Origin of the sequence: Acinetobacter sp. WU_MDCI_Abxc222 (assembly GCF_025514755.1) — a bacterium.
GTDB lineage: Bacteria > Pseudomonadota > Gammaproteobacteria > Pseudomonadales > Moraxellaceae > Acinetobacter > Acinetobacter geminorum.
This window is the reverse complement of record NZ_JAHPVG010000013.1, coordinates 1-24,052: the sequence shown is the minus strand read 5'-3', so window position 1 is coordinate 24,052 and position 24,052 is coordinate 1. Positions and strand designations below refer to the sequence as shown.

Annotated in this window: 30 protein-coding genes and 1 pseudogene; 25 read left to right on the top strand and 6 right to left on the bottom strand. The window is 34.7% G+C overall.

Going from position 1 to position 24,052, the window contains the following annotated elements; translation table 11 throughout:
• The first annotated feature begins 15 nt into the window (after positions 1–15).
• From KTJ10_RS15880 to KTJ10_RS15855, 6 genes are all read left to right on the top strand, one after another.
• Positions 16–918, top strand: coding sequence for a bile acid:sodium symporter family protein (locus tag KTJ10_RS15880; protein WP_262442413.1), 903 nt, complete (start codon positions 16–18; stop codon positions 916–918).
• A gap of 254 nt (positions 919–1,172) precedes the next feature.
• Positions 1,173–1,571 (top strand): hypothetical protein, encoded by a 399-nt coding sequence (locus tag KTJ10_RS15875; RefSeq protein WP_262442412.1) that lies wholly within the window; start codon positions 1,173–1,175, stop codon positions 1,569–1,571.
• A 187-nt stretch (positions 1,572–1,758) separates the two neighbouring features.
• Complete coding sequence (locus KTJ10_RS15870) at positions 1,759–1,920, top strand: hypothetical protein (protein WP_262442411.1); 162 nt, start codon at positions 1,759–1,761, stop codon at positions 1,918–1,920.
• Positions 1,921–2,154: 234 nt separating this feature from the next.
• The gene (locus KTJ10_RS15865; RefSeq protein WP_262442426.1) at positions 2,155–2,706 is read left to right on the top strand and encodes a TetR/AcrR family transcriptional regulator; all 552 of its coding nucleotides are present in this window, start codon (positions 2,155–2,157) and stop codon (positions 2,704–2,706) included.
• A 103-nt stretch (positions 2,707–2,809) separates the two neighbouring features.
• Positions 2,810–2,986: a hypothetical protein gene (locus tag KTJ10_RS15860; protein ID WP_017481060.1), complete on the top strand. Its 177-nt coding sequence runs from the start codon at positions 2,810–2,812 to the stop codon at positions 2,984–2,986.
• Between the two features lie 193 nt (positions 2,987–3,179).
• On the top strand, positions 3,180–4,241 hold the full coding sequence (locus KTJ10_RS15855; protein WP_262442410.1) for an MBL fold metallo-hydrolase: 1,062 nt from the start codon (positions 3,180–3,182) through the stop codon (positions 4,239–4,241).
• A gap of 54 nt (positions 4,242–4,295) precedes the next feature.
• Here the strand turns inward: KTJ10_RS15855 and KTJ10_RS15850 are convergent, their stop codons facing one another.
• The gene (locus KTJ10_RS15850) at positions 4,296–5,213 is read right to left on the bottom strand and encodes a LysR substrate-binding domain-containing protein (RefSeq protein WP_262442409.1); all 918 of its coding nucleotides are present in this window, start codon (positions 5,211–5,213) and stop codon (positions 4,296–4,298) included.
• 158 nt (positions 5,214–5,371) lie between these two features.
• Between KTJ10_RS15850 and KTJ10_RS15845 the strand changes: the two genes are divergently transcribed.
• The 9 genes and pseudogenes from KTJ10_RS15845 to KTJ10_RS15805 all read left to right on the top strand — a co-directional run bounded on the left by KTJ10_RS15845 (position 5,372) and on the right by KTJ10_RS15805 (position 12,553).
• Positions 5,372–5,944, top strand: coding sequence for an FMN-dependent NADH-azoreductase (locus KTJ10_RS15845; protein WP_262442408.1), 573 nt, complete (start codon positions 5,372–5,374; stop codon positions 5,942–5,944).
• A 12-nt stretch (positions 5,945–5,956) separates the two neighbouring features.
• Positions 5,957–6,376, top strand: coding sequence for a DoxX family protein (locus KTJ10_RS15840; protein WP_017403364.1), 420 nt, complete (start codon positions 5,957–5,959; stop codon positions 6,374–6,376).
• 70 nt (positions 6,377–6,446) lie between these two features.
• Positions 6,447–7,058 carry a glutathione S-transferase family protein gene (locus tag KTJ10_RS15835; protein WP_017403363.1) on the top strand — a complete coding sequence of 204 codons (612 nt, stop codon included), beginning with the start codon at positions 6,447–6,449 and terminating at the stop codon, positions 7,056–7,058.
• 313 nt (positions 7,059–7,371) lie between these two features.
• Complete coding sequence (locus KTJ10_RS15830) at positions 7,372–9,771, top strand: membrane-bound PQQ-dependent dehydrogenase, glucose/quinate/shikimate family (RefSeq protein WP_262442407.1); 2,400 nt, start codon at positions 7,372–7,374, stop codon at positions 9,769–9,771.
• Between the two features lie 103 nt (positions 9,772–9,874).
• A pseudogene (locus KTJ10_RS15825) lies at positions 9,875–10,054 on the top strand (TetR family transcriptional regulator); the annotation flags it as partial.
• A 202-nt stretch (positions 10,055–10,256) separates the two neighbouring features.
• Positions 10,257–11,294 carry a hypothetical protein gene (locus tag KTJ10_RS15820; protein ID WP_262442406.1) on the top strand — a complete coding sequence of 346 codons (1,038 nt, stop codon included), beginning with the start codon at positions 10,257–10,259 and terminating at the stop codon, positions 11,292–11,294.
• Positions 11,295–11,394: 100 nt separating this feature from the next.
• On the top strand, positions 11,395–11,712 hold the full coding sequence (locus tag KTJ10_RS15815; protein WP_262442405.1) for a hypothetical protein: 318 nt from the start codon (positions 11,395–11,397) through the stop codon (positions 11,710–11,712).
• Between the two features lie 269 nt (positions 11,713–11,981).
• A complete protein-coding gene (locus KTJ10_RS15810) occupies positions 11,982–12,125 on the top strand; it encodes a hypothetical protein (RefSeq protein ID WP_262442404.1) in 144 nt (47 codons plus the stop codon).
• Positions 12,126–12,316: 191 nt separating this feature from the next.
• On the top strand, positions 12,317–12,553 hold the full coding sequence (locus tag KTJ10_RS15805) for a hypothetical protein (RefSeq protein ID WP_061875132.1): 237 nt from the start codon (positions 12,317–12,319) through the stop codon (positions 12,551–12,553).
• Positions 12,554–12,806: 253 nt separating this feature from the next.
• On the opposite strand, the gene KTJ10_RS15800 is transcribed toward KTJ10_RS15805, so the two are convergent.
• A complete protein-coding gene (locus KTJ10_RS15800) occupies positions 12,807–12,983 on the bottom strand; it encodes a hypothetical protein (RefSeq protein ID WP_017481068.1) in 177 nt (58 codons plus the stop codon).
• A 352-nt stretch (positions 12,984–13,335) separates the two neighbouring features.
• Between KTJ10_RS15800 and KTJ10_RS15795 the strand changes: the two genes are divergently transcribed.
• Positions 13,336–13,551: a hypothetical protein gene (locus tag KTJ10_RS15795; protein WP_017481069.1), complete on the top strand. Its 216-nt coding sequence runs from the start codon at positions 13,336–13,338 to the stop codon at positions 13,549–13,551.
• Between the two features lie 123 nt (positions 13,552–13,674).
• Here the strand turns inward: KTJ10_RS15795 and KTJ10_RS15790 are convergent, their stop codons facing one another.
• Positions 13,675–14,139: a DoxX family protein gene (locus KTJ10_RS15790; RefSeq protein WP_262442425.1), complete on the bottom strand. Its 465-nt coding sequence runs from the start codon at positions 14,137–14,139 to the stop codon at positions 13,675–13,677.
• 244 nt (positions 14,140–14,383) lie between these two features.
• Here KTJ10_RS15790 and KTJ10_RS15785 point away from each other — a divergent pair, with 244 nt between their 5' ends.
• The 3 genes from KTJ10_RS15785 to KTJ10_RS15775 all read left to right on the top strand — a co-directional run bounded on the left by KTJ10_RS15785 (position 14,384) and on the right by KTJ10_RS15775 (position 15,951).
• Positions 14,384–14,743, top strand: coding sequence for a hypothetical protein (locus tag KTJ10_RS15785; RefSeq protein ID WP_262442403.1), 360 nt, complete (start codon positions 14,384–14,386; stop codon positions 14,741–14,743).
• A gap of 204 nt (positions 14,744–14,947) precedes the next feature.
• Entirely contained in the window at positions 14,948–15,538 is a 591-nt protein-coding gene (locus KTJ10_RS15780; protein WP_262442402.1) for a hypothetical protein, read from the top strand.
• A 29-nt stretch (positions 15,539–15,567) separates the two neighbouring features.
• The gene (locus KTJ10_RS15775) at positions 15,568–15,951 is read left to right on the top strand and encodes a hypothetical protein (RefSeq protein WP_262442424.1); all 384 of its coding nucleotides are present in this window, start codon (positions 15,568–15,570) and stop codon (positions 15,949–15,951) included.
• A gap of 38 nt (positions 15,952–15,989) precedes the next feature.
• On the opposite strand, the gene KTJ10_RS15770 is transcribed toward KTJ10_RS15775, so the two are convergent.
• Positions 15,990–16,922: a LysR family transcriptional regulator gene (locus KTJ10_RS15770; RefSeq protein WP_262442401.1), complete on the bottom strand. Its 933-nt coding sequence runs from the start codon at positions 16,920–16,922 to the stop codon at positions 15,990–15,992.
• Positions 16,923–17,021: 99 nt separating this feature from the next.
• On the opposite strand from KTJ10_RS15770, the gene KTJ10_RS15765 reads away from it, so the two are divergent.
• From KTJ10_RS15765 to KTJ10_RS15755, 3 genes are all read left to right on the top strand, one after another.
• Complete coding sequence (locus KTJ10_RS15765; protein WP_001166490.1) at positions 17,022–17,456, top strand: DMT family transporter; 435 nt, start codon at positions 17,022–17,024, stop codon at positions 17,454–17,456.
• Positions 17,457–17,465: 9 nt separating this feature from the next.
• Positions 17,466–17,924, top strand: a complete 459-nt coding sequence (locus tag KTJ10_RS15760; protein ID WP_086398763.1) for a DMT family transporter — start codon at positions 17,466–17,468, stop codon at positions 17,922–17,924.
• A 203-nt stretch (positions 17,925–18,127) separates the two neighbouring features.
• Positions 18,128–18,826, top strand: coding sequence for an IclR family transcriptional regulator (locus tag KTJ10_RS15755; protein WP_002113797.1), 699 nt, complete (start codon positions 18,128–18,130; stop codon positions 18,824–18,826).
• 59 nt (positions 18,827–18,885) lie between these two features.
• On the opposite strand, the gene KTJ10_RS15750 is transcribed toward KTJ10_RS15755, so the two are convergent.
• Together KTJ10_RS15750 and KTJ10_RS15745 are read right to left on the bottom strand one after the other, a co-directional pair.
• Entirely contained in the window at positions 18,886–20,205 is a 1,320-nt protein-coding gene (locus KTJ10_RS15750) for an MFS transporter (protein ID WP_032006243.1), read from the bottom strand.
• Positions 20,206–20,280: 75 nt separating this feature from the next.
• Positions 20,281–21,258 (bottom strand): hydroxyacid dehydrogenase, encoded by a 978-nt coding sequence (locus KTJ10_RS15745; RefSeq protein ID WP_005305610.1) that lies wholly within the window; start codon positions 21,256–21,258, stop codon positions 20,281–20,283.
• A 211-nt stretch (positions 21,259–21,469) separates the two neighbouring features.
• Between KTJ10_RS15745 and KTJ10_RS15740 the strand changes: the two genes are divergently transcribed.
• From KTJ10_RS15740 to KTJ10_RS15730, 3 genes are all read left to right on the top strand, one after another.
• Positions 21,470–22,147 (top strand): RraA family protein, encoded by a 678-nt coding sequence (locus KTJ10_RS15740; RefSeq protein WP_262442400.1) that lies wholly within the window; start codon positions 21,470–21,472, stop codon positions 22,145–22,147.
• A gap of 156 nt (positions 22,148–22,303) precedes the next feature.
• Positions 22,304–23,572: a DcaP family trimeric outer membrane transporter gene (locus KTJ10_RS15735; RefSeq protein ID WP_262442399.1), complete on the top strand. Its 1,269-nt coding sequence runs from the start codon at positions 22,304–22,306 to the stop codon at positions 23,570–23,572.
• 61 nt (positions 23,573–23,633) lie between these two features.
• Complete coding sequence (locus KTJ10_RS15730) at positions 23,634–23,822, top strand: type II toxin-antitoxin system Phd/YefM family antitoxin (protein WP_199977540.1); 189 nt, start codon at positions 23,634–23,636, stop codon at positions 23,820–23,822.
• The last annotated feature ends 230 nt before the right edge of the window (positions 23,823–24,052 follow it).

The following is a 24,052-nucleotide window of genomic DNA, read 5'->3' as shown; positions in this document are numbered from 1 at the left end:
AAAAGGAATGAGATTATGGGTTCAGGATTAATTACCGTATTTTTACCAATTGCACTCGCAATTATTATGGCTGGTTTGGGTCTAGAGTTGACCATAAATGACTTTAAACGCGTACGACAACACCCAAAAGCGGTCTTTATCGCATTATTTTGCCAACTGGTTATTTTAGTCGGTATTGCATTTATTATTTGTAAGGTTCTTGCTTTACCACCAATGCTTGCTGTTGGATTAATGCTCCTTTCTGCGTCACCGGGCGGGCCAACTGCTAACTTATTTAGTTATCTCTATAAAGGAGATATCGCTTTAAATATTAGTTTAACGGCTATAAATTCGGTCATTGCTGCCTTTACACTTCCGTTAATTGTGAATTTTGCAATACAACACTTTATGGAAAATGGACAAAATGTAGGATTGCAATTCTCGAAAATCATACAGGTTTTTCTCATTATTTTAGTTCCCGTTGGGATCGGGATGTTAGTCCGTCATTTTGCGCCGCATACGGCTGAAAAGCTCAATAAACCTGTGCGTATCTTTGCTATCTTTTTTCTCGTATCGATCATCATATTAGCAGTTGCGCGAGATTACCAAAATCTGATGACGTATATTGGGCAAATTGGATTGGCAACTTTGCTGTTTTGCGTATGTAGTTTAATGGTTGGCTATTTTGTTCCACGACTATTGGGAGTAAATAGCTTTCAGGCAAAAGCTTGCGCGTTTGAAATTGGAATTCATAACAGTACCTTAGCCATGACTATTGCTTTTACAGTAATGGCAAGCAGTATGGCCGCTATGCCAGCAGCAGTTTACTCATTATTTATGTACATTGTTGCAGCTATCTTTGGCACATTATTAAATCGTCTAGAAAAGAAAGAGATTACACAAATATCAACTAAAACGTACTCAAAGAATCTTCAGTAATATCTGGCAGATAAAGGTATTTAACTACCACCAGATGTTTATAGTTTGAATTAAAAGAGGAGGCTAATACCTCCTTTTTTAGCCTCAATAAAAAGAAAGCGTTAGAGTGCTGTTATCAAAGCAAATTGTTAAGTCAATATTTAAGGTTTTTCTTAATTTGGTAACTAATTGGAAAACCTTAAATTAATTGCTGAAAAGTTATAAAATACATCTGGAATAGATTATTACTCTTAAAAAGAAATTAGGTAAAAGATATGTCCTTATTTGAAGAATGCAAAAATGCACTCAAAAATGATTTTCAAATTATTAGTGGTATAGACGTAGAAGTTGTTTATACGAAATTGAATATGTATCCCATAAAACAAAACTGTATTTTATGGACAGATATGAATTTTAACGACTTTGATAATATGGACGAGTTGTTAGAAAGCATGCAAACAATTCACAATGAAAATGTCTATGTTGTTGCAGATGATCAGAATATTCCAGTCTTTACTTCTAAGCTGAAATCAATTATCGAAAATATATACGACGTTATGGCTTTGTGCCCTAAAGTTTTTATTTTTAATGAAACTATCCTATTAGAACCACTTTTTCCAACTTATACCGTTAGAGTAGCTTTTAAGTCTAACTTAAATAAATCTTATATTTAAGGTTTTTCTTAATTATGTAATTAAATGAAAAACAATAATTTAATTAAATAATTTCTAGCCAATTTCACATTGACAGCTCAAATATTGAAGATTACCATTTGCGGGCTGGCCTACATTGCCAGTCGGTTTTGACGGACCGAGTTTGTAAGACCACATCAGAGCTATTCCTTCTGAGGGATACTCATATGTGCGCACCCCGTTCCCTCCCGTAGCGGTAGGACGGGAGTGGGACACCTTCGGGTGTGCTGGAGTCTTACCCAGTCCGTCAACCCGCTTCCGTTCTGCCACCATAATTTATAATGTTTCGGCAGAACTCCCAAAAGAAGGAGTTGGCTATGCACATTCATAAATTATCGGCAGTCACTGTCAAAATCTATCTCGACACAACTTAAAATTTTAAAGCAGTTTGATTGCTTATAGGCTTTTCAGGCTTTAAATCATTACGTCTAAAACTTAGCAACAATAAAACTTGAGATGTGCCAAGCACAGTCTTTACGGCTTTGCTGTGCCTTTTTTTCTCCCAGAAAAGGCACAGGCTTTTTTATCTCTTTTAGCAACAACAAGAATTTATAACGGTAAAACGATGCCAACTTTAGAAAGATCTTCCAAAAAATTACAGGTTCTTCATACAGCAATTGAGCTGTTCAATCTCTATGGATTTCACAATGCGGGTGTGGACTTAATTGTCAAAAAATCCAAGATTCCTAAAGCCACTTTTTATAACTACTTTCACTCAAAACAGCGACTTATTGAAATGTGCGTATCCTTTCAAAAAAGCAAACTCAAAGAAGAAGTGCTGGCAATTATTTATTCAAGCCGTTACCGAACCTCAAGCGATAAACTCAAAGAGATTATTGTTTTACATGTCAATTTTAATAGCCTGTACTATCTATTACTTAAAGCCATTTTTGAAACTGAACAGATTTACCCGCAAGCCTACCGTATAGCGCTTGAATATAGAAAATGGCTGCTTAAAGAGCTTTTTGATCTGGTTTTTAGTTTGGAAACTCCTGCTTTAAAACCAAGTGCCGACATGGTTTTAAACTTAATTGATGGCTTGATGTTCCAGATTTTAAGCTCAAAGAGTTTGGATGAAAGGGATGTGGTGGTGGAGAGGTTTTTTTCTATTAATTGAACATAGTTTTAATTGTTTGATTTTTGAGTATATTTAACAAAATCAAACATATATTAAAATAAAATTATTTAGAATTATTTCATCATAATTTGGGAATTTGCTTATGAAATTGTTAGGAATATTATCTATCCCTTTTATTATCTCTGCCTGTGTTACTAATCAGAATGTGCAAAAGGAAGAGACCCCAGAATGTATGAATTATCATGCAATGATGACAGCACCTATGCCAGCAGAGGCAATGGAAAACTTAAAAAAAGCTTGTTACGAATCTAGAAAATAGCGTTGAGCATTTATATTTAAAAAAAATTTATTAATACGAGAATATTAAGTTAAAAAATAACTGCTGACTGTTCTTATTTTTGCAACTTAAGTTCTTATTTTAGTAGCTTGTTTTAATCTTTCGAAATCAGAAATATAAGAATGTTTTTATCAAGTATAGAACATTTAATTTAATTGTATATCTGAGGTTTCGAATGAAAAAGATCTTTTTAAATACCACACTACTAGGCTTAATGTATTTGAGCATAAGTTATGGAGCCAATGCTCAAAGTACGATAGATATTCCAGAAGCTCCCTCTACTGTAAATGCGGTTTATGTTTCCCAATCGAGTAATAAAGCTTTAAATCCATCGGAAAAAATTGACCGTCTATATAACCGAAATCTTCAGCAAGAGTATGTACTGCAACGTATGACAGAACATACTTATTTTTTTCAATCTCAATTTTATGGAACGATGTTTTATGTAGGTGAAAAAGGAGTACTGTTATTTGACCCAGTTGAAAATGCTGGAGAAAAGATTTTAAAAGCCATCTCAGAAGTAACAAAATTACCTGTTACAACAATTGTCTATTCGCATGCGCACGCTGATCATATCAGCTCAGCTCCAGTAATTGTTGAAGCTTCTAAAAAGGCAGGTGTCAAAGTACGTATTATTTCATCTGATGCTACAGCAGAGCTTTTAAACCGAATTAAAAGTAAATTACCAAAACCTACTGAAACAATTCCTTTTAAAAATGGTAGTTTTAATTTTGAAGGGGTGAATGTTCAAATACATGGTTTCAAATATGCAGCACATACTGCCGATACAGGTGTTTGGTTAATTCCAAGTGAGAAAGTTGCACATATTCCCGATCTAATAAATGCCGATCAATTACCTTATTGGGGTTTCGCTGGTGCTGAAGTTCCTCTTTATTTTGAAGAAAATTTAAAAGAATTAAAAAGTTTAAATTGGGTATTTCTGAGTGGTGGCCATGGAAATGTTGGATCTAAAGCTGATGTAGACTTCTATTTAGAGTTCCTAAAAGATATGAAACAAGCAGTGGGCCAATCATATGGCGTAGTGCAGTGGGGAGTAGGAGCTCCTGATCCTCAGAAAACAAATTCACATATGGCCCAGCTACCAGCATATCTTGATGCAATAGGTAATCAGGCAACTGAATATTTACGACCAAAATATGGACAATATTATGGGTTTGAAACTTCAGTTCCAAAGAATGGTGAAATCACAGCTTTACTAATGTATGCCTATCAATAGTAAAAAATGTCTATACCTAAAATTGGGTGTAGACATTTTATATATTTATTTTAATTAGATATCCTGCATTTCTTTGAGTAGAGGAGGAATTTTTTCGATTAAGAAATCAAGAAAAACCTTTGATGCTGGTAAAGCACCGCTTCGAGATGGAAAGATTAAATGAAAATTTCCAGTTGGAAGTTCCCAGTCAGGTAAAACGACGATAAGTTTCTTTTCTAATATCAGGCTTTTGCATTTTAACAAAGGCAGCAAAGCGATACCTTTTCCATCGGTAGCTAAACAATTAAGCAAAGTTAAACTTGCAGCTTTGATAAATGGTTTTATAGGCAAACTTACGTTTTCATTAATAGTTTGATTGCTAAAGAACCAAGTTTGATTTTCATTTTCGATATTACTTAACAATTTATGCTTACTTAAATCGCTAGGATGCGTAGGTGTACCATATTGGCTGAGATATTGTGGACTGGCGACTAATACTGATTGTGTATAACCAAGATGTCTCATCACTAAATTGTGATCGCTATCTAAGTTCTGTCGAATACGGATCCCGATATCGACAGATTCTTTAAGGATATCAACTCTCTTGTTAGTGACAATAAATTTAATTTCTACTTTTGGGTATCTATCCATAAATTCAGGAAGAATGAGAGGCATAATTCTTTCTGCAACATCTATAGGAATGCTTACAGTAATTGATCCAATCGGCTCGCCGCGTAACTGATCTATTAAGTCATAAACAGTTTGCGCTTCTAAAAGCATTGATTGTACATATTGATAAATCTGCTCGCCGATTGCCGTAAGCTTAATTTGTCTAGAGTCTCGTTGTAATAATTTAACGTTTAAATTTTTCTCTAAATTTGAGAGTCTTCGGCTTAATTTTGATTTAGATATACCTGTTTTTTGTTCTACTTTACTTAGACCACCATGTTCGACAATTAAAGCAAAAATATATAAATCATTTAAATCTTTCATCGGTGTTTTAACCTTAATGAACCAATAATTTATCTTACTTCGAACTTTATCTTTGTTGGTTGCATTTTTTGCAACATATGTTCCCGATTATAGGGCTTAAGTGGCAAATATAAAACGAATAAACTCATTTCACGACTTAAAACCCTTATAGGTATGAAATGAAACTTTTACATTTAGACTCAAGTGCTCTCGGTGAATTCTCGGCTACTCGGGAGATTGGGCAAGCAGTAGTTCAAGAGTTAAAAAAACATGGGCCTTTAGAGGTAACCTATCGCGACTTGCATGTAGAGCCACTTCCACATTTTTCAAAACACTTTGATAGTTTGAGTGAAGAAGCACAAGTTGATGAACGTATTCTTCAACAATTTGAAGAAACAGATATTTTTGTACTAGGGGCACCGATGTACAACTTGAGTATTCCCACTACATTGAAAGCATGGATAGACCGAATTTTAATTGCAGGTCGGACTTTCAGATATACAGAGAATGGGCCACAAGGCTTAGTTTCTGGTAAGAAAGTTATTATTGTGAGTGCTCGCGGTAGTGCTTATGGTGATCAATTTCCTATGGATCATCAAGAATCTTATTTAAAAGATATTTTTAATTTCTTAGGTATACAAGACGTATTTGTAGTACGTGCTGAAGGAATGGCTTTTCCAACTCGTTCTCAATCAATTAGTAAAGCAATTAATAGTATTCCACAAATGTTTGCTATGCCTGTTCCAAACTGAGAGAGAATAATTATGACTAGAATTAATAACGCAATCGAAAAAATTATCCAACATCCAAAAGTATTTGGATTTGCATCACTTCTAATGCGGGTAATGATATCTGTAATTTTTGTCTTATCCGGATTAGGAAAGATATTTCAATATTCGAGTAATGCTGGATATATGGAGTCTATGGGAGTGTCATCTGCATTATTGCCATTAGCAATTCTGGTTGAGTTTGGAGGTGGTTTCCTTGTATTGATTGGCCTTCAAACGCGACTTGCAGCATTTCTATTGTTTGGTTTCTCGTTAGTGGCAGCAGTGCTATTTCACAGTGGTTCTGATATGAACAGCCAAATTATGTTTATGAAAAACATTTCAATGGCTGGAGGTCTACTGGCTCTTGTTATCTTTGGCGCAGGTGGCCTGAGTGTAGATAAGAAACTTAAATAATTTCAGAAAGGTAAAGGTACATATTTGTATTTTTACCTTTATTTTTCTATTTAAATAATGGTTGTTATCAATGAGATTATTTTTTTATCCTCATGCCTGTTCAATGGCGATTCATATTGCTTTAAAAGAAACAGGGCAAGTATTTGATACAGAGTTTGTAGACTTATCAACAAAAGTCACTGGGTCCGGATTGGATTATTTAAAGATTAATCCTAAAGGGGCAGTTCCAGCACTTGGACTTGAAAATGGTAAAGTCATAACTGAAGTTACAACAATACTGACTTATTTAGCTGACTTGGTTCCAGAGAAAAATCTAATACCCAAATCTAGTTCTTTTGAACGTTATGAAATGATGAGTCTATTGTCATTTATTAGTATGGATATACATAAAAATTTCTCTGCTTTTTTCTACAAAGAAAAGATTGAGTCTTGGATTGAAGTATCCAAACATAAGTTGTCAAGAAGTTTTGATTTTATTGAAAATAAACTTCAGTCAAATCAGTATTTAAACGGCAATGAAATCTCAATCGCAGATTTCTATTTCTTTGTAATGCTACATTGGTGTGACTATTTTTCTATAGACTTAGAGAAATGGCCTAAGATTCTCAATTTGAAATATAACTTGGAAAAAAGAAGTTCTATACAAGAAGTTCTAAAGTTTGAATCAAGTTTGTCGCAATAAATTTTATGTAAAAAGAGGAACATCCGTATGTTCCTCTTTTATATTTTATAGTCATAAAATAGATTATAGAAATAACGTATTTTGTAGGATGAAATTTAAATAAATAATTAAAATTATAATTTAAAGATAAATTATGTTGTCAAAAGTGAAATTTAAAGTTGTGAATTTGGCAACAAAGATTTGCGTTAAAAAAAATATAATAAGAAAGCGTGAATTAAAAATGAGTCTTTAAGTATTGAAAAAATCATATTTAAAGAGGTTAGTTAACTATTCATTAGCACTCTCATGTTCTATAAAAATTAAAGAGGTATTAATGAAAGATGCACCTACTAATATGCATATTTTTTTTATAAAAACCTATGCACTATTTCAAATGATATTTGCCCTTATATTGTACTGTGGGGGTGCGTATTTAATCTATCTGAATGGATCTAGTTATTATCTGATAACAGGGCTTTTACTTTTAGTCTCAAGTTTTTATTTATTCAGAAATAAATTGCTAGGAGCTAAAATTTTTGCTGGCGTCTTTATTTATACTTTAATATGGACAATGTGGGAGGTAGGTGATCGATACTGGGGGTGGATACCTAGGGTTGCAACAATTGCTATTTTTACTTTATTTTTAACTTTACTTTTACCTTATATTGAACAAGGCGTTAGCAAAAGAATCTCTCGTATTTTAACAGCTCTAGTCATTTTATGTTTTATTATGGCGGGTGCATTAGCTTGGTTTCCACACTACTCTACATTTGATCAAAACCAAATTCCAAATACAGCTCTTGCTCAATACCATTCGGATAATCAACAGCCTACTGACGATTGGCGGTATTATGGAAGAGATGCGCAGGGAACCCGTTTTTCACCCACTAATCAAATTACCCCTGAAAATATTAATCAATTAAAACAAGTCTGGGTAACACGTACAGGAGATATGCCTCCTGTAGATAAAAAAAATAAATGGGCTGCCCAAACAACACCAATTAAAGTCAATGATGCTCTTTACTTGTGTACTGCTACTAATAACATGCTGAAATTAGATGCGCGTACTGGTAAGAAAATTTGGGAATATAAGCATAATTTAGCTTACGAGAAATTACCGTCGACCGCAGTGTGTCGCGGTGTCACGTTCTATACTTCAAAAGTAATTCCTGAGAATGAAATATGTCATGAAAAGGTGATTGAAGGCACGCTAGATATGCAACTTATAGCGGTAGATGCAAAAACAGGAAAGGAATGTCCCCAATTTGGTACAAACGGACATGTGAACTTGCTAGAAGGAATTGGTCATACAGTTCCAGGATTCATGGCTGTTACATCGCCACCCCCTGTCGTAAATGGAGTAATTGTAGTCAACCATAAAGTTCAAGATAACCAACGCCGTACAGCTCCTTCTGGTGTAATACGTGCATATGATGTTGATACTGGTTCTCTTAAATGGGCTTGGGATGTAAGACAACCAAATCGACATGGATTACCTCCAAAAGGTGAAACCTATAGCCGTGGTACGCCTAACTCTTGGACAGTTATGACTGTTGATGAAAAATTAAATACAGTTTATGTTCCAACAGGAAGTTCAGCACCCGACTACTATAGCGCTTTACGTACAGAAGAAGAAAATCAAGTTTCTACCGCAGTTGTCGCATTAGATGCTCAAACAGGTTTAAAAAAATGGAGTTTTCAAACTGTTCATAAGGACGCATGGGATTATGATTTAGGATCACAAGCAACTCTACTTGATTATAAAGATCAATCAGGAAATATTGTTCCAGCGCTCATTATGCCAACAAAAAGAGGACAAACATTTGTATTAAACCGAATTACAGGCAAACCCATTTCAAAAGTTGTCGAGCGCCAAGCTCCTGAATCTGTTATTCCAGATGATGTGCGTTCGCCTACACAACCATGGTCTGTAGATATTCCTCGATTAGGGTTTTCAGATTTAACAGAATCAAAAATGTGGGGCATATCACCAATTGACCAAATGCTTTGTCGTATTAAATATAGACAAGCATATTATGTTGGTGAATTTACTCCTCCTACGGTTAATAAACCATGGATTCAATATCCTGGATTTAATGGTGGTAGTGATTGGGGAAGCATAGCCTATAACCCTAAAAATGGTATTTTGATCGCTAACTGGAGTAATACCCCAATGTACAACCAGTTGGTTGCAAGAGCTAAAGCAGATCAAGAAGGTATTTTACCGATGGATGATCCGAAATTTAGTGCTAAGAAAAATGGCTCAATTGCAGCAATGGCTGAATCTCCTTATGCAGTAAATGTTCAACCATTCTATGCTCCAATTACCAATGTGCTTTGTAATGAACCACCATATGGAATGGTTACTGCTATTAATATGAACACCAAGAAAGTGATTTGGCAAAAACCTTTGGGAACTGCAGAGCACAATGGTCCATTTGGATTGCCAACATATTTACCTATTAATATTGGTACACCTAATAATGGTGGGCCTATTATTACAGATGGTGGAGTTGTATTCGTTGCTGCTGCAACTGATAACCGTTTGCATGCCTTTGACAGTAAAACGGGTAAGTCGATCTGGAGTGCCAAATTACCTGCGGGTGGACAAGCAACACCTATGACTTATTCTATTGATGGAGAGCAGTATGTTGTCATTGTTGCAGGTGGCCATTACTTTATGCAAACACCGCCCGGTGACTATGTAGTTGCTTTTAAACTAATGAAAAAATAAATTTTAAATCTTTTACCAAGTTCTATTTTTTAGAAAAAGAGGCCATAAAAGGTCTCTTTTTTCTTAGTTTTACTGCTTGAGGTGTAGTGGCATAATTAGGCGGCACTGCATACTTAAAGTCATTTTTGAAATTAAATAGATTTACCTACAGGTCTACCCCATGGCAATTGAGTATAGAAAATAGCTGCTTTAAGAACTTTTTGATTTGGTTTTTAGTTTGGAAAACTGCTCGTTGAAACCAAGTGCCGATATGGTTTTAAACTTAATTGATGGCTTGATGTTCTAGATTTTAAGCTCAAAAAGTCTGGAGAAAAGGGATGTGGTGGGGGTGAGGTTTTTTTGAGGGATGGGCCGTTAATAGTTTTCTATTATCCCGTCTGCTATTAAAGAAGTTAAAGCTGAGAATTAATTATTTCATAAAATAAATTTTTAAATTATTATATTTAAAAGTATTTTATACCAGTCAATAAAAAAGAGTAAATTTGATGACACTTAATAAAACTATTTTTCTTTTTCTACTTTCAGGTCTTATAGTGGGCTGTGGTGGTGGTGGAAGTAACGAAACTGTTGCCACAACAAAAGATGAAATTCTTAATACAGAATTTGATAATACAACTTCTTACAAATGGGGATCTATTCAGTTTGATACAACATTTGTTGAGATTACAAAGAATTCAAGAAATGGAAATATTTGGTATGCTGATTATCCTAAGTTAGATAAAGGTACAGAACCAGATATTGGACGCTTAATGTTAAGTACAGATGGCCTTTATAGACCAGATGAGACGAAGTATCCATTGGGTTATAGACGTTATATTTTGAGATCGACTTCGCAAGATGGAACGACACTTAGAAAAACCCCTTATAACAAAGATGGTCTAAAAAATATTGTTATAGAAGAGAAAGGCCGCTGGATTGATTTAAAAAATGTCAGGATAAGTGACAGAACCGCTGTATATTGGAATCTTCTTGCAGAGAAAATTCCTACAAGTGTATTTTTTCATCCAAAACTTATTGGTGATCAGTTTAAAGATTTTTTAGCTTTAACCAAGAAAAATACATTTCCAGCAGGAGCGAAATGTTTTCAAGTTGAAAGAACAAGTTATTCAGTACCTTATTATGTAATTACAAATACGGACAGCTTGGCTTTTATTAATGGTGTTAGTGTTAATAACCTTTCAAATTATATTTCTTTAGCCGGAAGTAATGCCGTTACTGGAAAATGGGGGAATGTACAGTGGGCTTATTTAAATACCGAGGCAAATGATCCAAAGTATTATACGATTTCGGTTTATATGAATATAGACAATAAATTAGCTTCAGGTTATTGGCAAAAAAATCCTAATACTTCAATTGAGACTCTAGTTGCAGGTTATGAAAGATCACTTGATTCATTTAATAGTAATATTGATGTAATTTCATTCAAAAGTGCAATTGAAGAAGCAAAGAATGAGTGTACTTACTATAATTCAGTTGCATCTCAAAAAATTGAATCATTGATTAATCAGAGTTTATTGAATTAATTTCAGATGATTTTATTCTCAAAAATGAGAATTTAATTATTGAAATGATATTGTCATTTTCAAGCTTTATTTTGCTTAATTATTTTTGAAGATCAGATAAATGAAAAAGACCAAATTAATAACTATTCTGGGTATAGTTCCATTCATGTTGTCAGGTTGTTTACAAATGTTTCCGCCTACCGTAGCTGAGATAAACCCTGGAATTTATCAACTTCATGCTCAAAGCAATGCATTTGGTTCAAGGGATGCTTTACGATCAAAGCTCATCAATAAGGCTGAAGAAATATGTAAGAATAAAGGTTTTGATGAGTTAGATAGTAATAACAAAATTGTAAACCATCACACTGCCTACAATTCAGGAATGATTATTCCGGTGAATACCAAAGCGGCAATTTTGAAAGTTAAGTGTAAAGACTAACTTAAATAGAAGGGGAACATTCTTTGTAGAAAGGATGATCTTACAAATAGGCTAGTTTCTGTTATGTTATTTATAGAATGTGCAGTTAATATGATTTGAATTAATATAAAGATATTTTCATTCTGAAGCTTAAAAAAGCTCAAAAAGATGTGAGCTTTTTTATTACACATTGCTTAAAAAATATACAGAAAACTCCCTGAAACGAGTTGGAACGCTACAAATGCAAGTGATACTTTAAGTTTCAATCTTCCCAATAAGTGAGGTGAGCAATGAAATTGTTAGCTTTGATTAGTATGGGAGTAGTTGCAGCGAGTTATTGGTATAAAACTATAAAAGATAGCAAGCCAACTCTTCTGAAACCTAATTTTGATGAAATAGTAAAAAACTTTGTATTAGCAGAATTTAAAGCCTAATACATTTAATATTTTTAATTAAATAAAAAGCTCATCGGAAGATGGGCTTTTTTTATTGTGATGGATCCTAAAGTTACTTTACTAAAGAAGTCATTTAATTAGATGATCGATTTTTTAGTCATGAAAAAAATAATACAGCTCAAAGAACGGCGTGTTATGGTATGTAAACACCTCCAAAATATGGATTAGATATGTCAGACAATACAACGAAATGGCTTTGTGTAGGTGGTGTACTAAGTGGAGAATGGAGAGAGCAGCAATTAGAAGCTTTTGATGTTGATCCTAATGATTTAAATACTCATAGTTATGAACCAATGAAACTTATTAATCCTGTTACCAAGGCAGAACAGCACTTTTATGTATATACGGAGTTACAGGAACAGGCATATGATAGGGCAATAAATTTTGCCTTATATAAAAATCAATAAGGATGAGAGAGCACTTAGGTGCTCTTTTTAATGAGTGGGTAAGTACTGGTTAAGTAGAAATACAATTAAAAAAGCCCCTCATATCTGAGAGACTAGTCATATCAATTTTCTGGAATGAATGGCTGCAATTTCTTAAATAACTAAACAAATCAAATTGATAAAAGTAGTTAATAGTATAATAAATCAGTGCACTAATTTATTTTTAATAGTAGCAGGACCTCAAAATAACTTCCAAGGCACTGTTAATAAGAAATTATTTGTTATTTGGATCAGGTTGATCATTATTCTCAGGCAGATCTTTTACGGTGCCAGGAACTTCTGATGGTTGAGTTTCGGTAGGTGGTTGTGTTGCAGAATGCTTATTCATTTGAGCTTTAACGACATTAGCGTTGTTAGTTGTATTTTGAGAAAAACTTTTAAAACCTGACATTTTTATCTTCTTATCTTCACTAGAGGAAAGTTCATACTACGCTTTAAATCACTTTACATTACGGTTGTTTTAAGACTGATATGTGTTGATATGTCATAGAAATCGACTTTATTTCGACTGTATATTTCGTAAATAAAATCAATTATATGTAACCTGTTGAGTCTTATCCTTTAAAACTTGAAAATATCCTATTTCAATTTCAAGTAGGGGTACATAAAGCACACATATATAAATTTTCTCAAGGTACAGATGATTAAGTTTTAAAAATTAATTTAAATTAGTTGCCTACAAAATATTGATAGTATAAAAAATTTGTTAAGCATAATATGTCTAATTAAATTGGAGCATATTAATGCTAAAAGACATTACAATTATTGATTACCAAGGAAAAGAAACAAGGGCACAGGCAAACTATACAGAGGAAAATACTAATAGAATCAATCATTCATCTAGAGTTCAGAGAACTAAAGTTGAATATATTTTATTAAGAGGTGAATTTATTTACCCTACTTTAAATATGGTTTTCAACAGTTCTGATGGCAACAGCTATTATATAGAATATAAATGACCTACTTCGGTGGGTTTTTTATGAGTGATCTATATATAAAGACCAGTTAATTGGTCTCTATTAGTCGAACATGTTTAGCTATAGGAAGTCCTGCTAAAGATTTATTATTAGCAGAACTTTTATTTACATATACTTTTTAAATAACAAATGATCAAGAGTTAAAGGATCAGGCTTTTTGGAAAGAATAAAAGTTAGAATAAATATATAAAGCAGATCATGAATATAGAAAAACCAACTTGTCCAAGTTATTAAATCTAGTCCTGATGGAATTGTATAGATGCCTACTGTGATGAATGCAATAAAACAAATAAAGATTAAGATCAAACAAGAAAGTTGAGTAAAAAGCCCGATGATAAGCATTAGTCCTAGTACAAACTCACAAAGAGACACAAAGACAGCCATGAATTCAGGAAATGGTATTCCTGCATGAATTATGGTATCCAACATAATTTGCTGATTCTTTTCTACAAATAGCTTGTTATAACCAGTTGTTAAAAAGAATAGCCCAACTGATATTCTTATTAAGGCTCCGGAAAAATTACTAAATTGTGGTGAGTAGAGGGGATTTTGGAAAAATATTTTCAACATAGAGTGGGAAAAAGTGGAGAAATATTCAAGAAATATGGATGAAGTGTTCACGCTTAAGCAAGTTTTGTGATGTATGATATTTGTCTTTCAATTCTTTACGCTAAAAAGCAATTAACTGATTTTATATTAAAAATTAATAGATTATCACAATACAGTAAGCTCTATGCTATATGGGCTGTGGGCGGGGGTTACCTTTCTAATTTATGATATATTGGTTCTAAATAGATAATTAGTATTTAGAAATATGAAAAAGTATATTCTTTGGGGGCTTGTGATAAGCCTACTTTCAGCTTGCTCAAATAATGTATTAAATGCTGAAGCTGCTAAACAAGCTCAAGAACAGCAACAAAAGATAGAATCTAAGCCTCTAGTACCTAGCAAAAGTAAAGAATGGGATCCGTCTTTTGATTGTGATCCAGTTAAAGCTAAGAATCTCATAGGTAAAACTGATTTAACAGAAAAGCAGATCCTATCGATGACTAATGCAAGAGTCTATCGAAGTGCTTACATTGGGGAACCAGTTACAGAAGAATTTCGCCCCGACAGAGTCACTATAGTAATCAACCCAAAAACTAAAAGAATAGTTGCTAGTATGTGCGGCTAACTTAGAAAATAAACAAAAAATAACGGGTTATAATATTTTGTTTTATGAGTTTTAATTTTCTAATTTTTCCTTATAAATATTATATTTAATGCTGAAGTGTCAAAGAACACTTCAGGTTATGCAGCTCATTTTTAAAATTTGGTTGGTTTTTAAATAAACAATATATTGTTATATATTAACCTTATTTCTGATTCGAAGGTAAAAGTGGAAAAAATATTATTGCTAACAATTTTAATTTCATCATCTTATACATTTGCTGCATCAAATGAGGGATTTGAGCAGGATATCCATAGTTATTCTTTATTGCATGGCGTTAGCACAGCAGAAGCAAATAAAGCATTATTTTTAGAGGCTCATCGAGACTCTGCATTAGATGCTATTGAAAAGGAGTTTAAGGGACGTATAGCTGGTATTTATGTGGAAAACTTACCTACATATAAAATTGTGGTCAGAGTCAAAGGGTATGGCCAGAATGAGAAAAGAAATATAGCAGTAGGAAATGAATTTTCTAAAAATAATTTGCCTATTGATATTCAATATGGGGCAAAAGAAACAAGAGAGGTTGCTAAAGATCAGATAAATAAAGCCCAAAAACTAGTAAAAAATTATTTTAATACCATTCAAACTGTTAGCTACAATGAAAAGAATGGGAATATTGTTGTTGAAGTTAAAGGGAAAAGTACAGTTGAAAATTTAAAAAAGGTTGATGAAATACAATCTCTTTGGAATAATCCAGATCTACCAATAGAAATTAAATTTGTTAGTTGGTCTATTAAACCATTATCGTTTGTATGATTAATTCTGCTGAATATCGATAAAACAAAATATTTATAGAATTTAGAGATTTAAAGAAAAAAAGGAACATCGCTTTATTAACTGTAATTTTTCTTATTTTTGGTGGATCGTATTTAATTATTAATAATAAGGGAAATGTTCAAAGAATAGAATCAGTGATATACACAGATAAAACGATAACTGAGAAATTTGGAGAAATTAAAAGTTATAGTATTCGTAGTTTTGGATCGGACCATTATTCTAGCCCTAAGCGACCAGCTTACTCTTATCGGGTTGATATAACAGGTGAGAAAGCTGATGGGGTAGTTAAGATTGATATGAGAAAAGATCAAGAACAGCTTAAATATCTATATACGATTAAAATTACGGATGTAAGTCCGCATAGTTTTCGTATAAGGATAGGAAAACATTGATTCATCTTAGTCTTTATAGATTTGTTATAAATAAAAAATTAATTCTGCCAATACGGTGTGTCTCCATAGATTTCAGCAAAATAATCTATTACCACTCGAATATTTAAGGGAGGATGGCGGACATTTGGATAAATGGCTGCGATATGCTGGGGTTGTGATTTAATCGCGACTTCATATTCAGGTAAAAGCTTTATTAAGTCACCTTGTTTTAAAGCTTCGCCAATCAGCCAATCAGGAAATAAAACAATCCCCATACCATGAAGCGCAGCTGTCATTAAGCTCTCGGCATTATTTGACGAAAGTAAAGGAGTAAGGGGGTAATGTATCCATTCTTCATCAGGCTTTTTCACTAACCAGCGGTTAGGCCCTTCAAAACCTTTATAGACTAGGCATTTGTGTTGATTAAGTTCTGTTGGGTGATCAAGAACACCATATTTGGCAACATACTGAGGAGATGCTGCTAAATGATACTTTTGTGTAGCAAAAATACGGGCATGAAATGAAGAATCAGTTAGCGTTCCAATCCGAAATATTAAATCGGTGCTTTCGCGTAACGGATCTATAAATTCATCGGTTTGTATTAGTTCTATTAAGAGTCTTGGATAACGTTCTGATAAACCCGCCAACCACGGCGCAATATGCCGTTGACCAAAAAATACAGGGGCATTGATGCGGACGAGTCCGGATGGTTCTATGGTTTTATCTTGTAATGCCTTTTGTGCTTCATCAAATTGTTCGGTAATTCTTTTTGCATATTCAAAAAATAATTTGCCCGATTCGGTCGGCGTAATTGCTCGCGTATTTCGGTAGAAAAGTTGCTGTCCCAACGCATCTTCAAGCTGTTGGATGGTTCGAGAAATCATAGATGCTGATACGTCTTCTTTACGTGCTACATTTGAGAAGTTTTGTGCGTTATAAACACTAATAAAGAAGCGAAGCGTGCGGATATCAATCGAATTTGTTAAATCCATTTGTGCAATTTCTGCAAAAGTGATTCATGAATTATGCTGTTTTTCTGATGAATTGGCTACCTTAGTATTCGTTGCCTAGATACAGAAGAGGCAATGTAGATGCAAATTCTATTACTACTCCTAACCATTTTAGGGGGTATGGGGCTATCGGTCGAAGCGGGGCTTTTAGGGCCGTTAGGAAAGGAAGTGGGTGAGTTATGGGCCACGTTTAGTATTTTTGGTGTAGGTGCAGCACTTACCTTTTTACTCATGCTGTTTTTTAGTCCACGTAATAGTCCTTCATTTTTTACGCTTCCTTCTTGGCAATTACTGGGTGGTGTTTTAGGGCCTGCTTACGTCATTATTTTGACCATTACCACTCCAATTATCGGTATTGCCATGACGATGATAGGCATTTTAGCGGGTCAGGTGTCTAAAAGCCTGATCATCGACCACTATGGTTTGTTGGGGACTCCACACCGAAAGGTAGACCGTAAACGAATTTTGGCACTCATCTTTATTGTTGCTGCACTTGTACTTGTCGCAAAAGCATAGGAGACCCGCATGACAATTTTAATGATCCTTCTCGCCGTCATTGGTGGTGCTTTATTGAGTGTACAGGCCGCAATTAATGGTCAACTTGGAGCAAAAGTTGGTGTATTTCGTAGTGCTTTTTTGACTTTCTCAGTCGGTGCTCTAATTACTGCACTCCTTATTTTTTACTTTGAACCAAAACAAACCTTAACCTTGTTAGATGTTCCCAAATGGCAGTTGTTGGGTGCTATGTGTGGAGTGCCGTATATTGTCATTATGGTAATGGCCGTGCAAAGAATTGGAGCTGCCGTAGCTACGGTAGCTGTAATTTTTGGACAACTTTTGATGAGTATCTTGATTGATAACTTTGGCTGGTTTGGTAATGAAATGCTCTCTTTTTCACCGTATCGATTAGGAGCGCTAATTTGCTTAGGGATTGCTTTATATTTTATCTATTCAAGTAGTAAAGACAAAAAGATAGAAGCGTAATACAAGCTTAAAATTGAAATTAATATAGGTCTCATTGTTAGTCGTAAAGCATACTAATAATGAGGCTATACTTCATATTTTAAGTACTTTGATAAATGAAAGAAGTTGCTGTCGAGAGATAGAATTAAAATATAAGAAATATGGTAAAGTTAAAAACCTAATTCAATACATTAAAATTGATATCAAGCTATTGTAGGAAAAACATGGTTAAAATTAAACCTCACCCAGCAACAAGCGGAAATGCATCGGCTGATCGCCTTTTAACTTTGTTAACTGCTTTTAGAATAGGTGATAAATCTTTAACCTTAGCAGAACTCGCAGAACGAACAGAATTAAATAAAGCAACCATCATGCGCTTAATCGTTTCGCTAGAAGATTTTGGTTTTGTTAACCGTCTTTCGGATGGCAGATATACGCTTGCCAGCGAAGTTATGCGTTTAAATACAATTTATCAAGATGCTTTAGATCTAGAAAGACATGTGGTGCCGTGTTTACAGCAACTTGTTGATGAAACTGGTGAAACTGCTTCATTTTACGTTAAACATGGGGCATATCGTCTTTGCCAATATAGAGTGAACTCTACCCATCGACTGCGTGTTCATATTCAGCCGGGCGAAGTTCGACCAATGGATGGAGCAGCAGGCGCTCAAGCATTGCGATCAACACACGAACAAGTTTTAGCAAGAACTGAACCTTTTTATTCAACGGGTGTAACGGAACCACATGCTGCTTCAATGGCATTGCCAGTATTTGACGCTCAAAATGATGTAGTTGGAGCATTAGTCGTTTCGGGACCATCAAGTCGTTTTACTGCGGAAATTGCAAAATCTGTGGGGGATTTTTTCTTCAAAATTGCAGATGATTTAACGAAAAGTTTAGGTGGTAAGAGTATTCGTAATTAATTCTAATATTGTAGATATAAAAAGGGGCTAAATCGTTAGCCCCTTTTTATATATATTGTTTATGAAGTACTTTGTGGTTGGCTAAACAAAACTGCTTTCTTTCTAGACATAACGAAAACCATGATAGCCGACACGAGATTTAAGGCTGCAAGTGGAAGTAAGGCAATAGCGTGGCTTCCTGTTGCATCATGAATTGCGCCATAGATATTCACCATCATGCCGCCACCAATTAAATTAGCACATGCACCAATGGCTGCTAGACCTGCCGCCGTTGTAGTCGGTGACATCCATGAGGATGCTAAAGCCCAGAAAGGACCTTTCATAGAATAAGCACCAATTAATACGATACTGAGTAAAAAGATTGTGCCAATAAGTGAAGACGTGAACAAAGCAATTAATAAACCAAATGAGATCATCAATAGTGTGATTGCTGTATGCCAACGGCGTTCATTTTTACGATCAGAACTACGACCCCAAAAAATCATTGCAATAGAAGCTAAGCCATAAGGAATCGCATTTACTAAACCGATTTCTAAATTACTCAAACCAAATGATTTAATTAATTGTGGTGCCCAAACACTCATTGTACTTCCAGCAGCAGAAGCACCAGAATAAATAATGATCATAGACCAAATATATTTATTCTTTAAAAGTTGCCATAGTGAAATATGGCCAATTGGGGTTTTTTGTTGGCGTTCAAACTGTAATCTTTCAACTAACCAAGCTTTTTGTTCGCTATTGAGCCATTTTGCTTGTTCTGGTCGATCTGTGAGTGCAAATAGGCAGGCAATACCTAATAAAATGGCAGGGATACCTTCTAAAATAAATAGCCAATGCCACCCACGCATGCCCATCCAGCCATCTAGCGATAATAAAAGACCCGATAGTGGTGAACCGATAAAGTTTGCACCCGGAATTGCCACCATAAATATTGCAACCATTCTGGCTCTATAGTTTGCAGGCAACCAATAGGTTAAATATAAAATTACACCAGGGAAAAAGCCTGCTTCGGCAGCGCCGAGTAAGAATCGCATAATATATAATGATGTGGAGCTTTCAACGAATGCTGTTGCGGCTGTAATCACTCCCCACGTCACCATAATTCGAGCAATCCATACTTTTGCTCCAAATTTTTGCATGGCGAGGTTGCTGGGTACTTCAAATAGAAAATATGCAAAGAAAAATAAGCTACTGGCAAAACCAAAAGCAGTAGCTGTTAATCCAAGGTCTTCATTCATTTGTAATGAAGCCATACCAATATTGCCACGATCAATAATAGCGATGACATAACAAAGTGTTAAAAAAGGCAGTAATCGCCACGCCACCTTGCGCATCGTTTCGCGTTCAATCGCACTTACTTGAGAATATTCTGTAGACATAAAAAAATCCTTTTTTATATTCAGTATTTTAATTGTTCTCGCATCTAAAAGCTTAGAAACAATTGAGTTCCATGATTAGCTATTGAGTAACTTCCAGTTAGCGATAGCTCGTGGGTTTAGTAATTGGCCATCCCAAATACTCACAATCTGTTCAAGTGCTAAAAGACCGACGCGATTACGCGAATCTGTTGTGTTTGCTCCTATGTGGGGAGTCACAACCAAGTTAGGTAATTCCCATAGTGGATTATCTTTTTCTGGTGGTTCTGAAGAAAAGGTATCTAAACCTGCACCAGCAATTTTATTATTTTTTAGTGCATCAACTAATGCAGCTTGATCAATTAATTCACCACGTGCTGTATTGATTAAGATGCTTGAGCGTTTCATCTTTTCAAATTGGGCATGAGAAAATAAGTGTCTATTCTCTGCTGTAAGTGGGCAATGTAGGCTAATAATGTCACTGGTTTCTAAAAGTTTTTCAAAGTCGTGCTCCTGTTCTACATAATCGAGCTCTGGCAAATTTTGTAAAAACGGATCATATACTTTTACTTTCATGTTTAAGGGAGCCACTAACTTCATGAGTATGCTACCGATTGCCCCTAAACCAATTAAGCCCAGTGTTTTACCATAAAGCTCCACACCATTTGCACTTGCTTTGTCCCAATGACCTTCTCGAATACGTTGGTCTAACCATGTGACTTGTCGAGCAACATTGAACATGAGTGCAAAAGCGTGTTCGGCAACAGATTGTGCATTTGCGCCTACTGCAATAGTGACAGGAATTTTTCGTTCAGCAGCAGCTTGAGTGTCGATTGTGTCAAACCCAACACCATGTTTTGCAATCACTTTTAAATTATCAGAAGCAAAAATCATATCTCTAGAAAGTTTGCCTGTTCGAACAATGATTGCATCAGGTTGTTCATCATGGATGAGTTTTTCCATTTCATCTTTTGCCATGTAGGGTTCAGTTGGAATCAACTGAATATCATGGGACTGAGCATACAGTAACGCATCTGAAGTTAATGTTGGCCCCGTGATAAGAACTTTACGTTTCATTTTGACTTACACTCCATTTAAGTATTTCGAGCAAAATACGTCCTTAATAATCCATATTATTAAAACGTCATTTCAAAAAAATAGTCAATAGCAAAAAATAAATTTAAAAATTGAGCAAATTTTAGTTTAAATTTAATTAAAAATGAAATGACATTTCAAAAAAATGCTGTCATATTAATTTGCACAAGAAAACTGATCTAAGGGAAAAGTTATGGCAATTGGTTTTAGAGTGCTAAAAAACGACAGAAAAGTTGAGCAAAAATGGATTGAGCAATATCGAGATCTACCAGTCGCTAATGTCAGTGACTCAATGAATCGAATGACTTCAGGTGGGGCTCAATTAAGACCAATGCATAAAGAGGGATATCTTTGTGGGCCAGCAATTACAGTTAAGGCTCGTCCGGGTGACAACCTGATGTTGCACTATGCTATTGATATCGCCCAACCAGGAGATGTCATTGTGGTTGATGCTGGTGGCGATCTAACCAATGCATTAATTGGGGAAATGATGGTCGCGTATGCCATTAAGAAAGGTGTTGCTGGCATTGTTATTAATGGTGCTATTCGTGATGCAGCAGTAATTGGAGAGGGAGATTTTCCACTTTTTGCGGCAGGAGTTTCACATCGAGGACCTTATAAAGACGGACCGGGGGAAATTAATGTCCCTATCGCAATCAATGGAATGGTAATTGAACCGGGAGACTTGATTTTAGGTGATGAAGATGGGCTTTTAAGCGTGCCTTATGCAGAAGTTGAAGAAGTTTATCTGAAAGCAAGCGCCAAACATGCCGCTGAACAAAAGCAATTAGAGCAAATCGCCGTAGGTGAAAATGACCGTAGCTGGGTGATTAACAGCTTAAAACAAAAAGGATGTGAATTACCGGAATAAGGTTATTCAAAACCATTCAAACACAAAGGGAACTAGCGAAGTCAATGATTGAGCTTCGTTAGCCTATCTAAAGTTAATTCAATAATCATTATTTTACTGATTGAAAAATAGGAAATTTCAATTCGGTCTATGTGATTTCGTCTAAAGGAAAAGGACATGAAATATAAAGGGATAATTTCTTTATCATTACTAATGAGTATTACTTTGCAGCAAGCCAAAGCTGAAAGCGAAGATAACTCGGCGTTAAATGAGAAAATAATTAAATTACAACAGCAAATAGACTATCTCATGGAGAGGCAGAATTTAAATCAAAATAACGGAGTGAGTAAAGCGCCTGAGTTAATTCAAAACAAAACATCAAACACTGACAAGCCTGTTTCGGCTGAACAGACTAAAATTAAATTTTATGGAAATATACGTGTTGATGCGGCATATGATTTTGAAGGTTCAACGCGTTCCATTGCGAATAAGACAGGGTCAATACCATTAGACAATTCAAACTCAACAAGCAAATCATTAAATGTTTCTGCCGCGACTTCACGTGTAGGGGTGGATATTGTTAAGCCGACCTCGAAAGGAGATTTGGTTGGAAAGCTAGAAGCCGATTTTATGGGAAGTGGTGGAGATAACGGTAATGGTTCGGTTCGGGTTAGACACGCTTATATTTCACTAGGAAATTGGTTGATTGGCCAGACGACTTCACCTTTTGTGAATAGTGATACGGCTCCAAGTTTGGTTGATTTTACAGGAGCGATGGGCACAGGAACTCAGCGTAATATACAAATCCGTTATCAGCACATCGTTGATGCCAAACAAAAATTATTAGTCGCTTTAGAGGGCGGTGATGTTGAAAATAAAAACATAGAAGGTGGAAGCCGTTTTCCTGCATTAACCATGCGATATGAATTTAAGAATCCAGATTTTTTGGTTCAATTACACGGCATGCTTCATGAAAATCGAGCAGTGTCTGACACGAATGAAGAGCAAACTAAACTTGCTTGGGGTGTTGGATTAGGCACAAAGTATAAGCTTTCTGAAAATGACTCAGTTGTGTTTAATTACTATCACATTGCTGGCGATAACCGTTACATGCTTTATTCAAAAGATAATGATGCCTTCTACTTTGATCAAAATCGAATGTATTTAAGTGAATTTGATTCTATTGAGTTAGGGTATCTGCGTAAATGGAATGAAAATTTACGCTCTTCTTTATCTGCTGGTAGCCTTATCTATAAAGATTCAAATTTTTCAGAAAATAACCGTGATCAAAATAAAAGGCTAATCAATGCAAGCGTCAATTTATTTTGGACGCCTGTTGAGAAAGTCGATCTTGGTGTTGAATACACCTATGGAAAGAGAGAAACATTTTCAGATTTAGAAGGGAAATTATCTCGAATCAACTTATTAGGTCGATACAATTTTTAATGTAATCACAGCCACTTTAATATCAGAAGTGGCTTTCTTTTATTTGAGAAGGTCTAATATTGTGGAACAAATTAATTATGCGAATGCAAGATCACAATTTTCAAAAGTCATGGAAAGAGTGCTGTTAGGTTACCCCGTAAAAATTACACGAAAAGAGAAAGATGCTGTGGTTCTAATCAGTGAAAAGGCATATCTTGAATATAAAAATGCAATGTTTGAGCTCAATAAATTAAAAAACAAAGATTTTTAACCCGCAACAATCCGCTTCTCAAGCATCTCCATAAAGGTTTTTAAAATAATATCTTTTTATTAAAATTAATAAGATGGTGGTCGGTAGTTACTTAATCTTGATAAATTTAATTTTATCAAAAGATAAAGAAAAATTGAATAATATGTTTTTTTATGTAAAATAGTGTGATTATACGTACAATTCTGTCTATAAAATGTTAACTAAGAATTTTATAACTTCTTCCCTTATTC

Excerpts from the sequence above, each read along its gene's own strand:
- KTJ10_RS15880 (WP_262442413.1), top strand. The coding sequence starts at position 16 with ATGGGTTCAGGATTAATTACCGTATTTTTACCAATTGCACTCGCAATT.
- KTJ10_RS15875 (WP_262442412.1), top strand. The coding sequence starts at position 1,173 with ATGTCCTTATTTGAAGAATGCAAAAATGCACTCAAAAATGATTTTCAA.
- KTJ10_RS15865 (WP_262442426.1), top strand. The coding sequence starts at position 2,155 with ATGCCAACTTTAGAAAGATCTTCCAAAAAATTACAGGTTCTTCATACA.
- KTJ10_RS15860 (WP_017481060.1), top strand. The coding sequence starts at position 2,810 with ATGAAATTGTTAGGAATATTATCTATCCCTTTTATTATCTCTGCCTGT.
- KTJ10_RS15855 (WP_262442410.1), top strand. The coding sequence starts at position 3,180 with ATGAAAAAGATCTTTTTAAATACCACACTACTAGGCTTAATGTATTTG.
- KTJ10_RS15850 (WP_262442409.1), bottom strand. The coding sequence starts at position 5,213 with ATGAAAGATTTAAATGATTTATATATTTTTGCTTTAATTGTCGAACAT.
- KTJ10_RS15845 (WP_262442408.1), top strand. The coding sequence starts at position 5,372 with ATGAAACTTTTACATTTAGACTCAAGTGCTCTCGGTGAATTCTCGGCT.
- KTJ10_RS15840 (WP_017403364.1), top strand. The coding sequence starts at position 5,957 with ATGACTAGAATTAATAACGCAATCGAAAAAATTATCCAACATCCAAAA.
- KTJ10_RS15835 (WP_017403363.1), top strand. The coding sequence starts at position 6,447 with ATGAGATTATTTTTTTATCCTCATGCCTGTTCAATGGCGATTCATATT.
- KTJ10_RS15830 (WP_262442407.1), top strand. The coding sequence starts at position 7,372 with ATGAAAGATGCACCTACTAATATGCATATTTTTTTTATAAAAACCTAT.
- KTJ10_RS15820 (WP_262442406.1), top strand. The coding sequence starts at position 10,257 with ATGACACTTAATAAAACTATTTTTCTTTTTCTACTTTCAGGTCTTATA.
- KTJ10_RS15815 (WP_262442405.1), top strand. The coding sequence starts at position 11,395 with ATGAAAAAGACCAAATTAATAACTATTCTGGGTATAGTTCCATTCATG.
- KTJ10_RS15810 (WP_262442404.1), top strand. The coding sequence starts at position 11,982 with ATGAAATTGTTAGCTTTGATTAGTATGGGAGTAGTTGCAGCGAGTTAT.
- KTJ10_RS15805 (WP_061875132.1), top strand. The coding sequence starts at position 12,317 with ATGTCAGACAATACAACGAAATGGCTTTGTGTAGGTGGTGTACTAAGT.
- KTJ10_RS15800 (WP_017481068.1), bottom strand. The coding sequence starts at position 12,983 with ATGTCAGGTTTTAAAAGTTTTTCTCAAAATACAACTAACAACGCTAAT.
- KTJ10_RS15795 (WP_017481069.1), top strand. The coding sequence starts at position 13,336 with ATGCTAAAAGACATTACAATTATTGATTACCAAGGAAAAGAAACAAGG.
- KTJ10_RS15790 (WP_262442425.1), bottom strand. The coding sequence starts at position 14,139 with ATGTTGAAAATATTTTTCCAAAATCCCCTCTACTCACCACAATTTAGT.
- KTJ10_RS15785 (WP_262442403.1), top strand. The coding sequence starts at position 14,384 with ATGAAAAAGTATATTCTTTGGGGGCTTGTGATAAGCCTACTTTCAGCT.
- KTJ10_RS15770 (WP_262442401.1), bottom strand. The coding sequence starts at position 16,922 with ATGGATTTAACAAATTCGATTGATATCCGCACGCTTCGCTTCTTTATT.
- KTJ10_RS15765 (WP_001166490.1), top strand. The coding sequence starts at position 17,022 with ATGCAAATTCTATTACTACTCCTAACCATTTTAGGGGGTATGGGGCTA.
- KTJ10_RS15760 (WP_086398763.1), top strand. The coding sequence starts at position 17,466 with ATGACAATTTTAATGATCCTTCTCGCCGTCATTGGTGGTGCTTTATTG.
- KTJ10_RS15755 (WP_002113797.1), top strand. The coding sequence starts at position 18,128 with ATGGTTAAAATTAAACCTCACCCAGCAACAAGCGGAAATGCATCGGCT.
- KTJ10_RS15750 (WP_032006243.1), bottom strand. The coding sequence starts at position 20,205 with ATGTCTACAGAATATTCTCAAGTAAGTGCGATTGAACGCGAAACGATG.
- KTJ10_RS15745 (WP_005305610.1), bottom strand. The coding sequence starts at position 21,258 with ATGAAACGTAAAGTTCTTATCACGGGGCCAACATTAACTTCAGATGCG.
- KTJ10_RS15740 (WP_262442400.1), top strand. The coding sequence starts at position 21,470 with ATGGCAATTGGTTTTAGAGTGCTAAAAAACGACAGAAAAGTTGAGCAA.
- KTJ10_RS15735 (WP_262442399.1), top strand. The coding sequence starts at position 22,304 with ATGAAATATAAAGGGATAATTTCTTTATCATTACTAATGAGTATTACT.